The sequence below is a fragment of the Streptomyces sp. ICN903 genome, assembly GCF_022015835.1.
In the GTDB taxonomy this organism is placed as follows: domain Bacteria; phylum Actinomycetota; class Actinomycetes; order Streptomycetales; family Streptomycetaceae; genus Streptomyces; species Streptomyces fenghuangensis.
Genome location: NZ_JAKMAY010000221.1, coordinates 1 through 9,824 on the forward strand (window position 1 = coordinate 1; position 9,824 = coordinate 9,824).

Annotated in this window: 13 protein-coding genes; 8 read left to right on the plus strand and 5 right to left on the minus strand. The window is 72.1% G+C overall.

Annotation, left to right across the window (positions count from 1 at the left end):
- Window positions 1-962 (plus strand): dienelactone hydrolase family protein (locus tag L7D48_RS20605; RefSeq protein ID WP_237881200.1); only part of this gene is annotated, 962 nt, incomplete at its 5' end.
- Between the two features lie 3 nt (window positions 963-965).
- On the opposite strand, the gene L7D48_RS20610 is transcribed toward L7D48_RS20605, so the two are convergent.
- Together L7D48_RS20610 and L7D48_RS20615 are read right to left on the minus strand one after the other, a co-directional pair.
- Window positions 966-1,607, minus strand: a complete 642-nt coding sequence (locus L7D48_RS20610; RefSeq protein WP_237881202.1) for a DUF6879 family protein — start codon at window positions 1,605-1,607, stop codon at window positions 966-968.
- The gene (locus L7D48_RS20615) at window positions 1,600-1,869 is read right to left on the minus strand and encodes a hypothetical protein (protein WP_237881225.1); all 270 of its coding nucleotides are present in this window, start codon (window positions 1,867-1,869) and stop codon (window positions 1,600-1,602) included. Before L7D48_RS20615 ends, L7D48_RS20610 begins: the two co-directional genes overlap by 8 nt.
- A gap of 421 nt (window positions 1,870-2,290) precedes the next feature.
- On the opposite strand from L7D48_RS20615, the gene L7D48_RS20620 reads away from it, so the two are divergent.
- The gene (locus L7D48_RS20620) at window positions 2,291-3,115 is read left to right on the plus strand and encodes a helix-turn-helix transcriptional regulator (RefSeq protein WP_237881204.1); all 825 of its coding nucleotides are present in this window, start codon (window positions 2,291-2,293) and stop codon (window positions 3,113-3,115) included.
- On the plus strand, window positions 3,112-3,300 hold the full coding sequence (locus tag L7D48_RS20625; RefSeq protein WP_237881206.1) for a DUF397 domain-containing protein: 189 nt from the start codon (window positions 3,112-3,114) through the stop codon (window positions 3,298-3,300). Before L7D48_RS20620 ends, L7D48_RS20625 begins: the two co-directional genes overlap by 4 nt.
- Window positions 3,301-3,374: 74 nt before the next feature.
- Here the strand turns inward: L7D48_RS20625 and L7D48_RS20630 are convergent, their stop codons facing one another.
- Window positions 3,375-4,337, minus strand: a complete 963-nt coding sequence (locus tag L7D48_RS20630; protein WP_237881208.1) for a helix-turn-helix domain-containing protein — start codon at window positions 4,335-4,337, stop codon at window positions 3,375-3,377.
- A 108-nt stretch (window positions 4,338-4,445) separates the two neighbouring features.
- Here L7D48_RS20630 and L7D48_RS20635 point away from each other — a divergent pair, with 108 nt between their 5' ends.
- The 4 genes from L7D48_RS20635 (at window position 4,446) to L7D48_RS20650 (ending at window position 8,115) form a co-directional block, all read left to right on the plus strand.
- The gene (locus L7D48_RS20635) at window positions 4,446-5,528 is read left to right on the plus strand and encodes a trans-acting enoyl reductase family protein (RefSeq protein WP_237881210.1); all 1,083 of its coding nucleotides are present in this window, start codon (window positions 4,446-4,448) and stop codon (window positions 5,526-5,528) included.
- 129 nt (window positions 5,529-5,657) lie between these two features.
- A complete protein-coding gene (locus L7D48_RS20640) occupies window positions 5,658-6,635 on the plus strand; it encodes an ABC transporter ATP-binding protein (RefSeq protein WP_237881212.1) in 978 nt (325 codons plus the stop codon).
- Window positions 6,632-7,486: an ABC transporter permease gene (locus L7D48_RS20645; RefSeq protein ID WP_237881214.1), complete on the plus strand. Its 855-nt coding sequence runs from the start codon at window positions 6,632-6,634 to the stop codon at window positions 7,484-7,486. Before L7D48_RS20640 ends, L7D48_RS20645 begins: the two co-directional genes overlap by 4 nt.
- A 107-nt stretch (window positions 7,487-7,593) precedes the next feature.
- A complete protein-coding gene (locus L7D48_RS20650; RefSeq protein WP_237881216.1) occupies window positions 7,594-8,115 on the plus strand; it encodes a DUF421 domain-containing protein in 522 nt (173 codons plus the stop codon).
- Between the two features lie 39 nt (window positions 8,116-8,154).
- On the opposite strand, the gene L7D48_RS20655 is transcribed toward L7D48_RS20650, so the two are convergent.
- The gene (locus L7D48_RS20655; RefSeq protein WP_237881218.1) at window positions 8,155-8,463 is read right to left on the minus strand and encodes a transporter; all 309 of its coding nucleotides are present in this window, start codon (window positions 8,461-8,463) and stop codon (window positions 8,155-8,157) included.
- A gap of 245 nt (window positions 8,464-8,708) precedes the next feature.
- Here L7D48_RS20655 and L7D48_RS20660 point away from each other — a divergent pair, with 245 nt between their 5' ends.
- On the plus strand, window positions 8,709-9,305 hold the full coding sequence (locus tag L7D48_RS20660; protein WP_237881220.1) for a dihydrofolate reductase family protein: 597 nt from the start codon (window positions 8,709-8,711) through the stop codon (window positions 9,303-9,305).
- Between the two features lie 51 nt (window positions 9,306-9,356).
- Here the strand turns inward: L7D48_RS20660 and L7D48_RS20665 are convergent, their stop codons facing one another.
- Complete coding sequence (locus L7D48_RS20665; RefSeq protein WP_237881223.1) at window positions 9,357-9,563, minus strand: DUF397 domain-containing protein; 207 nt, start codon at window positions 9,561-9,563, stop codon at window positions 9,357-9,359.
- Window positions 9,564-9,824: the final 261 nt, after the last annotated feature.

Here is a 9,824-nt window from a genome sequence, read left to right on the forward strand (position 1 = left end):
CCCCGGACGACACCCCCTTCGCCCCCGAGACCACCGACGAGCAGCACGCCGACGGCTACCGCCGCCGCACCGTCCTGTTCAACCTGACGCGCCTGAGCCGGGTACGCGCGCTGATGCTGGTGCCGGACGGTCAGGGCCCGCACCCGACGGTGCTGCTGCTGCACGACCACGGCTCGCGGTTCGACATCGGCAAGGAGAAACTCGTACGGCCCTGGTACGACCGGGAGCGCCTGGCCTCGGCCCGCGCCTGGGTCGGCAGATGCTTCGGTGGGCGCTTCGTCGGTGACGAACTCGCCCGCCGGGGCTGGGCCGTACTCGCCGTCGACGCCCCCGGCTGGGGCGACCGCTCGGGACTGACGTACGAGAGCCAACAGGCGCTCGCCGCCAACCTGTTCAACCTCGGCTCCTCACCGGCCGGCCTCATGGCCCGCGAGGACCAGCGCGCCGCCGCCTTCCTCGCCTCCCTTCCCGAGGTGGACGCGGGACGGATCGCGGCGCTGGGCTTCTCCATGGGCGCCTACCGGGCCTGGCAGGCGGCCGCCCTCTCCGGCCACATCCGCGCGGCGGTGGCCGCCTGCTGGATGACGGGGCTGAAGGAGATGATGGTCCCGGGTGACAACGCCCTGCGCGGCCAGTCCGCCTACTTCATGCTCCACCCGGGCCTCGCACGCCACCTGGACATCCCCGACGTGGCGAGTATCGCCGCGCCCAAACCGCTCTACCTGACGGGCGGTTCGGACGACCCGCTGTTCACCGCCGCCGGGGTGGAGGCGGCGTACCGCAAGCTGCGCGCCGTCTGGCGCTCCCAGCACGCGGAGGACCGCCTCCACACGGAGACCCGCCCGGGTCTCGGCCACGTCTTCACCCCCGGCGTGCAGGACGACGCCTTCGCCTGGCTGGACGCCTGGGCGGGACGCCCCGGGCAGCCTGAACGGCCCGGAAGGCGGGAACCGGAGCGGTAGCGGTCAGGTCCGGGACGCCCCGTGCCCGGCGGCGACACGGCGCCCCACGGCGGGCGGGGGCAGCGGGGCGATCTCCCGCTCGAAGAACTCCGTGAACTCCTCGCCGCGCTCGTAGAGCGCGTCGAAACCGGCCGCCGTCTCGGCGATCAGCGCCGGATCGGCGTAACGCCTGGCGCCCGCCGCGTCCCCGTTCTCGTAGACCACCTCGTACATGCTCCGGTCCCCGAGGATCACGACCTCTGGCACGGGCCTCTCGCGCTCGACCTCCGCGATGGCGCGGGCGTCGATCGCCCTGATCTCGTCGCCCAGTTCCACCTTGAGGCGGAGGACGAAGAACTCCCACTGCACATACGGGGTGACGGGGAACTCCACCACCCGCAGGCGGCGCTGCCGGACCCCGAGGCGTTCCGCTTCCCGCAACTGCCGCGTATAGGCCTCGCGTTTCTCCTCGACGAGGGACAGGGCCTTCTCCCACTCCCCGGAATCGAAGGCCTCCCAGCTCGGGAAGCCGCGTTCCCTGAAGTGCTGGCCGCGCTCGAGCTTCCTCAACTCCCGGATCCCGATCTCGAAGACGCGGTAGAAGTCCTCGTGGTACTTCTTCCGGTCGAGGCGCACTGATTCACCTGCCGGGAACGATTCAAACATTGGGGATATCCGGTTTCGCCGCGATCATCATGCTCCTGGGGATGACCACCAGCCGCTCGTCGGCTCCGATCGACACACCGGCCGGCAGGTTCTTTCCGAGTGATTCCGTGAGGTCCCGTCCGATGACGGCGATGTCCCCGTTCCCGAGCTCCCAGATGTCGGGACAGTCGGGGTTGTCCGTGGTCACCCCTAACTCCTGAGGGGACTTGCCGATCCTCCTCCTGAAACCGGTTCCGGCATCGGCTTCCCAGGGCCTGTCCACAGCTGCCACCCCTCCGGCCGGATCCAGTGCCCGGCCACGCTGACCAGCGCAAACGCGGCAACTGTAGTGAGGGAAAACGGCTTGAGGAACATGCTTTCGGGCCAACCGGCGGGAAGCGGTTCCGGAGCCTCCATGCGGCCGCGGCCTCATCCGGCGCCCCGAAGAGAAGCGCACGCCATGAGGTGCGGGGCCGAAGTGCGCCGTGGGCGCGGTCGCGGTTGGCGGGAGTCCGGTGCACGCGGCGGCTGTCGTCGGTGTCATGCGTCCACCGTGCCGGGCCGCCGGCGCCCCACGCCACGATGGCGGCGCGTACAGGCTGGCGTGTACGGGCGGTGGCCCCGCGGCGTACGAGCACCCGGCCCCTACGACCTCGTTGGACATGTACGACGCATCCACGACATGTGCGACGAGGGGGCCACTCATGGCGAACATCGACGGCGGACCCGGGACGTCCGACAGCCTGAAGACCTTCGGGGCGGTACTCAAGGTCTTCCGCGAGCGCGCCGCGCTGACCCGGGAGCAGCTCGCGGAGGAGGTGATCTACTCGCCGCACACGATCAGTTCGATCGAGCAGGGCCGCCGTATGCCGCCCGAGGACTTCGTCGAGCGGGCGGAGGAGATCCTGGACGCCTTCGGCGTCCTGCGTGTGGCGGCGCGGAACGTGGCGCGGCAGCCGGGACTGGCGGCGTGGTTCCGGCTGTGGGCGCAGCTGGAGAAGACAGCGGTGACCCTGTGCATCTACGAGTGCCGGGTGGTGCCCGGCCTGCTCCAGACGGAGGCGTACGCGCGGGCGGTCATGCTCGACGTCCCGCCGCCGCCCACCGAGAAGGAACTGGCCGAGCGGATCGCCGCGCGGCTGGCGCGCAAGGAGCTGCTGCGGCGCGAACCGCCGATTGCGCTCAGCTTCATCATCGAGGAGGCGGTGCTGCTGCGCCGCACCGGCGGGGACGAGGTCACACGGGAGCAGCTCGACCACCTCATCGAGTGCGCGCGGCTGTGGAACGTCGAGATCCAGATCATGCCGCTGCGCCAGCCCCACCACGCGGGCACGGACGGCCCGATGCAGCTGATGGAGACGCGGGAGCACAGGTGGATCGGATACGCGGAGGGGCAGCAGACCGGCCAGCTCGTAGCCGGGCCGAAAGACGTCAGCCTCATGCAGATGCGCTATGCCAGGATGCGTTCGCAGGCCCTGTCCCCGGCGGACTCGGTCGAACTGTTGAAGCGGATGCGAGGAGAGCTATGAGCAGCGCCGGCAGCGAGCTGAACTGGTTCAAGAGCAGCCACAGCGGTTCCCAGGGAGATAGTTGCGTGGAGGTCGCCTACCGGCCCGGAGCCGTGCACGTCCGCGACTCCAAGGAGGAGGGCGGTCCGGTCCTCGCCGTCTCCCCGGCCGCATGGGAGGACTTCCTGGGCCGCGCCGCCCGCTGAGGGGTGCGGCCGGGGCGTTCGGCAGGGTGCCCGCTCGGGGCCTTCGCGGTGCCGCCCGCGGCTGGCCGCCGCCGTCAGGGCCGGGGCGTGCCGGGCCGGGGCCGTGAGCGGAAGGTGCGGCGGTAGGTGTCCGGGGGCACGCCGATCGTGCGGTTGAAGTGTCGGCGCAGCGTCGTGGCGGTGCCCATGCCGGTGGCCGCCGCGACGGTCTCGACGCTCTCGTCGGTCGTCTCCAGCAACTCCTGGGCGCGGCGGATCCGCTGGATTAGCAGCCACTGCAGCGGGGTGGTGCCGGTCGCGGCCCTGAAGTGGCGGCCCAGGTTGCGCGAACTCATCCGTGCCCGGCGGGCGAGATCCTCCACGGTCAGCGGCCGGTCGAGCCGTTCGAGCACCCAGGGGAGCAGTTCGGCGAGGGGGTGTTGCGCCGGAGCGGGCACCGGTGTGGTGACGAACTGGGCCTGCCCGCCGTCCCGTTGCGGCGGTACGACCAGACGGCGGGCGACCGCGTTGGCGACCGACGAGCCGTGGTCGAGGCGGACCAGGTGCAGGCACAGGTCCATGGCCGCCGCCTTGCCGGCGGAGGTGAGCACATGGCCGTTGTCCACGTAGAGGACGTCCGGGTCCACCTCGATTCGCGGGTAGCGGGTGGCCAGAGCCCGGGTGTGGGCCCAGTGCGTGGTCGCGCGCAGTCCGTCCAGCAGGCCCGCGGCGGCCAGCACGAAGGCGCCCGTGCACAGTGAGACCAGGCGTGCGCCCGCATCGTGGGCCGCGCGCACCGCGTCCACCAGATCGGCGGGCGGCTCCTCGTCGACATCGGCCCAGCCCGGGACGATCACGGTGCCGGCGAGGGGGAGCCGGTCGAGGCCGTGGTCGGGCGAGAGCAGGAACCGGCCCGCCCGTACCGGGCCCGGCCCGCAGACGGCGAGGTCGTACCAGGGGCCCGCCACACCGACCGGAGCGGCCTCGAAGACCTCGTACGCCAGGGCCAGTTCGAAATGAAGCATTCCGTCGGTGACGGCCAGGGCGACAGTGTCCACGTCCGGAATTGTACGGGGCGTGTCGTTCCGGACACTCGTGCGGGATGTCCGGCCCCGACAGGATGGCCACGACGGAACACGGTGGATCATTCGAGTACGGGGGGACCCATGGGATCGGGATCCGAGGTGGCGGTGTACGGCGCGTACGGGCACACCGGGCGCTTCGTGGTGGAGCGGCTGCGGGAGCGCGGGTTCGTCCCGGTCCTCTCCGGCCGTGACGCCGACAGGCTGAAGGCGATGGTGGCGGAGTCCGGATCCGGAGCGGACACCCGCCCCGCATCGGTCGACGACGCCGTCTCGCTCGACCGCGCGCTGGCCGGCACGGCGGCCGTGATCAACTGCGCCGGGCCCTTCGCCACGACCGCCGCCCCCGTGATCGAGGCGGCACTGCGCGCCGGGATCCCGTATGTGGACGTGGCGGCCGAGATCGAGGCCAACGCCGACACGTTCGCGCACTTCGGTGAGCGAGCCCGAGCCGCGGGAGCGGTGGTCGTCCCCGCCATGGCCTTCTACGGCGGCCTCGGCGACCTGCTGGTCACCGCCGCGATGGGCGACTGGACGGCGGCCGACGAGGTGCACATCGCGTACGGGCTGAGCGGATGGCGTCCCACCGCCGGAACGCGCGCCGCGGGCGCGGTCTCCAGACAGCGGCGCGGCGGCCGACGCGTCCGCTACGCGAACGGACGACTGGAGTACCGCCACGACGCCCCGCCCGCCCTTGAGTGGACCTTCCCCGAGCCGCTGGGCACCCGGGCCGTCATCGGGGAGTTCACGATGGCCGACGTCGTCACCGTTCCCAGCCACCTGCCCGTCCCCGAGGTGCGTACGTACATGACGGTCGAGGCGGCCAGGGACGTGTCGGCTCCCGACACCCCCGCACCGACCGCGGCCGACGAGCACGGGCGGTCCGCGCAGACCTTCCTCGTCGACGCCGTCGTACGCTCCGGCGGCGTCGAACGGCGCGCCGTGGCCAGGGGCCGGGACATCTACGCCGTCACCGCGCCGCTCGCCGTGGAGGCGGTCGACCGCATCCTCACGGGACGGACCAGGACGGTCGGTGTCGCCTCCGCCGGAGCGGTCTTCGACGCGCCGGACTTCCTGCGCGCGCTGTCCCCGCACATCACCCTGGACCCCGCCCGTGACGGGCGGTCCGCGCCGCTCGCCGAGGAGTGCGGCCGGGCCGTTCGGTAGGGTGCCCGTCCGGGGAGGGCACGGACGGGCACCCACGGCCGCACAGCGCGTCCCATGACCACGGACGCGGGCACCGCCTTCCGGCCCCGACCCCGCGGAGCGGACCACGAAAGAGACGGGGGAGAGCCGATGACGGCCGACCACGCCATACCCGGAACCGGAGCCGGAGGCAGCCCGCCGCCGGACAGCGACACGGTCATCGACGTGCGCGGCCTGCGGATGCGCTACCGCACCCAGGACGTGCTCAAGGGAGTGGAGTTCACCGCCCGCCGGGGCGAGGTCCTCGTACTGCTGGGCCCGAACGGCGCGGGCAAGACGACCACCATCGAGGTCCTGGAAGGCTTCCGGATGCGCTCGGCCGGCGACGTGACCGTACTGGGCGCCGACCCGGCCCACGGGGACGAGCGGTGGCGCGCGCGCCTGGGCATCGTCCTGCAGTCCTGGCGCGACCACGGCAAGTGGCGGGTGCGGGAGCTGCTGGAGCACCTGGGCGCCTACTACGCGCCGTACTCCACCGACCTCGTCCGGCGCCCCTGGGACACCGACGAGCTCATCGCCGCCGTCGGCCTGACCGAGCAGGCGCACAAGCGGGTCGCGACCCTGTCGGGCGGGCAGCGCAGGCGCCTGGACGTGGCCGTCGGCATCGTGGGCAGGCCCGAGCTGCTGTTCCTGGACGAGCCGACGGCCGGCCTGGACCCGGAGGCCAGGAACGAGTTCCACGGCCTGGTGCGCGGGCTCGCGGACGAGAACACCACCGTCCTGATGACCACCCACGACCTCGCCGAGGCGGAGAAGCTCGCCGACCGGATCCTCATCCTGGCCGGCGGCCGGATCGTGGCCGACGGCCCGGCCGCGGAGCTGTCCCGGCAGGCGTCGGCCGAGGCCACCGTGCGCTGGACGCGGGACGGGAAGCCCTTCGAGCAGGCGACGGCCGAGCCCACCCGGTTCGTCCGCAGGCTGTTCGAGGAGCACGGTGACGCGATCGGCGGGCTGGAGGTGCGCCGGGCGAGCCTGGAGGACACCTATCTGACGATGGTGCGGGAGCTGGAGGCGGGCCGCGTCACCGACGAGCAGGCGGCACACGCCTTCGGGGAGGGAACGCGATGAACAACCCGGTGTGGTACGCGGCCAGGACGGGCCTGCGGCGCGGCTGGACGGAACTCAAGCAGACCTTCACCAGCGGCCAGGACGTGTTCGGGTACGTGCTCTGGACCATCCTGCTCATCGTGCCGCTGTTCCTGGTCGGGGACGAGGCGCTGGAGGGCGCGGGCATCTCGGCGGGCGCGTTCATGCTGCCGAGCATGCTGGGGATGACGCTGGCGTTCACCGGGGTGATGACCACGGCGCAGCTGCTGGCGGCCGAGCGCGAGGACGGCACGCTGCTGCGGGCCAAGGCCATTCCCCACGGCATGGTCGGCCATCTGGTCGGCAAGGTCGTCATGGTCTCGGGCACGGCCCTGGTCTCCATGGCGCTCCCCTTCGCCGTCGGTGTGTTCATGGTCGACGGAGTCGCCCAGCGCGGCGGGGGAGCACTGCTGACGCTGGTGTGGGTGGTGCCGCTGGGCCTCCTGGCGACCCTGCCGGCGGGTGCCGTCATCGGCTCACTGGTCACCAGCCCGCGCACCATCGGGCTGCTGATGCTCCCGGTGATGGGGCTGGTGGTGATCTCCGGGATCTACTTCCCCCTGACGGAGCTGCCCGAGTGGCTGCAGCTCGTCGCACAGGTCTTCCCCGTGTACTGGCTCGGCCTCGGCCTGCGTGCCGCGCTGCTGCCGGACGTGGCGGTCGCCGCCGAGATCGGCGAGTCCTGGCGGTACCTGGAGACGGTGGGCGTACTGGGCGCCTGGGCGGTCGCCGGACTGCTCCTCGCGCCGCCCGTCCTGCGCAGGATGGCCCGTCGCGAGTCCGGGGCCGCGATGGCCGAGCGGCACCGCAAGGCGATGCAGCGGGTCGTCTGACGAGAGGCCCGCCCGCGACGGGCCGGCGGTCCCGTCCTCCGCTCGGAGGGCGGGACCGCCGCGCGTCGCGGACGGGGTGGTCGCAGGGACGGTGGTTGTCTCGGTGCATGCCCGACTGGAACACCCTCTTCGCCCCCAGCGTCCCCCTTCTGGAGCTCTTCCTGCGGGGCACGGTCACCTTCCTGCTGCTGATGGCGATGGTGCGCGTCGCCGGACAGCGCGAGGCCGGCGGCCTCGGGATCACCGACGTCTTCCTCGTGGTGCTGGTCGGCCAGGCGGTCGCCCCCGGCCTGGTGGGGAAGAGCAGCTCCATCGCGGACGGCGTCCTGCTGGCCGCCACGGTCGTCTGCTGGAGCCTGGCACTGGACGCCGCCGCCTACCGGTGGCCCCGCCTGGCCCGCGTCATCAAGTCCCGCCCCCGGCCGCTGATCGAGGACGGCCGCCTCAGCCGCAAGGTCATGCGGCGCGAGATGATGACCGAGGGCGAGATCATGACCCAGCTGCGGCTGCACGGGATCGAGGACGTCTCACAGGTCCGGCGCGCCTACCTCGAACCGAACGGGATGATCAGCATCCTGCGCCGAGGCGGCGGGGAACCCGACGAACCGCCCCGCCCCCCAGGGCTGTGAGACGGCGGAGGGCCGCCGGGGCTCCGGCCGGAGGGAAGTTCACCACACGGCGAGCAGGGCGGAGAACAGGGCCGAGCCGCCGAGGACCAGGGTCTGGACGGTGAAGGTGATCCATGCCCCCACTCGGAAGGCCGGTACGGCCGTGAGCACCGCACCGACCGCGCAGACCGCACAGGCCGCTGCGGCCATACCGGCCGCTGCCTCCCGGTCGGGCACCGCATCGAAGCCGTACGACACCACGACGAGGTAGAACAGCACGCTGATCACGATGGCGTCCAGAACGAGCAGCAGCACCGCCACCAGGGCGTCGTTGCCGCGTGAGATTCCCTTCCGGGGTGTGGTGCGCATACCTCAACCATGGAGAGGCACACCGACCGGGACATGAGTACCCGTACTCAACCGCAGGCCGGCCGTTCACGGCTCTGCCGCCGCGCCGGGCCGGGCCGACGGCTGCGCGAACGCCCGTGGGATTCGGCGGAACGGCACCCGCGTGACCGGTCCGGTGCGATGATCGCCGAGCGGCCCCGAACCCCGGCACGCCACCCGGCGGCCCGGGCCGCACCGCGACAGCGGACCGATGGAAGGGAACCAGTGTGCGCAGACTCGTCTACTACGTCGCCATCACCCCCGACGGCTTCATCGCGGGCCCGGACGGCGCGGACCCCACCGGCCCGGACGGCTTCTGGCCCATAGCGGAGGACTACATCCGGCACCTCGTGGCCGAGTACCCGGAGACACTGCCCGCGCAGGCCCGGCAGGCGCTGTCCGTCACAGCGGAGGGCACACGCTTCGACACCGTGCTCGAAGGCAGACGCAGCTACGAGATCGGCCTGGCGGCCGGGGTCACCGACGCCTACCCCCATCTGCGCCATCTGGTCTTCTCACGGAGCATGACCGAGAGCCCGGACCCGGCCGTCGAGCTCGTCGCCGACGACCCGGTGGCGACCGTCCGGGAACTCAAGCGACAGGAGGGCAAGGACATCTGGCTGATCGGCGGCGCCGAACTGGCCGGCTCCCTCTACAGCGAGATCGACACGCTGATCCTCAAGGTCGCTCCGCTGACCATCGGCGACGGGATCCCGATGTTCTCCCGCAAGGCCTCCTTCGATCCGCGTGCCTGGACACTCACCGACCACACCGTCCTCGACAGCGGCGCGGTGATCCTCACCTACACGCGCGCCGCGGGCTGACACGCCCGGCGGAGGGCGTACGGGGCCGAGGAGGCGGACCGTCCTCGCTGTTCAGGGCTTCGCCGTGTACGAGACGAACGCGGCCCAGCCGTCGGCGGGGAAGTGGAGTACGGGGCCGCGCCGGTCCCTGGAGTCGCGGACGTGGACGGTTTCGGGGGCGGCGGCCACCCCGACGCACTCGCCGCCGCTGGTACCGCTGTGGCCGCTCTTGCGCCAGGTCAGGTCGGCGGGCTCTTTCCGGGGCCGGTCGGCACCCATGCTTCTCCCGCTGCGCGCTCGACGAGACGAGCAGACTCCTCCGCGTTCAGAGCCTGCGTCCGCAGCCTGCCGTACCGCAGCCCGAAAGCGCTGACCTTGTCCGGACCGCTGATCACCATGCTCTCGCCGGGGGACTCGAAGTAGGCCCCCTTCGGTGATCGCTGGTCTCCACCAGGACCATCGGTCCGTACACGGTGCGTCGGCGAAGCGGACACGCCCGGTGGCGCGAACCCTGGGGCGCGGGTGTGCGGGAGGTGGGAG

Coding starts and splice junctions, on each gene's coding strand:
- L7D48_RS20610 (WP_237881202.1), bottom strand. CDS start 1,607: ATGTTTGAATCGTTCCCGGCAGGTGAATCAGTGCGCCTCGACCGGAAG.
- L7D48_RS20620 (WP_237881204.1), top strand. CDS start 2,291: ATGGCGAACATCGACGGCGGACCCGGGACGTCCGACAGCCTGAAGACC.
- L7D48_RS20625 (WP_237881206.1), top strand. CDS start 3,112: ATGAGCAGCGCCGGCAGCGAGCTGAACTGGTTCAAGAGCAGCCACAGC.
- L7D48_RS20635 (WP_237881210.1), top strand. CDS start 4,446: ATGGGATCGGGATCCGAGGTGGCGGTGTACGGCGCGTACGGGCACACC.
- L7D48_RS20640 (WP_237881212.1), top strand. CDS start 5,658: ATGACGGCCGACCACGCCATACCCGGAACCGGAGCCGGAGGCAGCCCG.
- L7D48_RS20645 (WP_237881214.1), top strand. CDS start 6,632: ATGAACAACCCGGTGTGGTACGCGGCCAGGACGGGCCTGCGGCGCGGC.
- L7D48_RS20650 (WP_237881216.1), top strand. CDS start 7,594: ATGCCCGACTGGAACACCCTCTTCGCCCCCAGCGTCCCCCTTCTGGAG.
- L7D48_RS20655 (WP_237881218.1), bottom strand. CDS start 8,463: ATGCGCACCACACCCCGGAAGGGAATCTCACGCGGCAACGACGCCCTG.
- L7D48_RS20665 (WP_237881223.1), bottom strand. CDS start 9,563: ATGGGTGCCGACCGGCCCCGGAAAGAGCCCGCCGACCTGACCTGGCGC.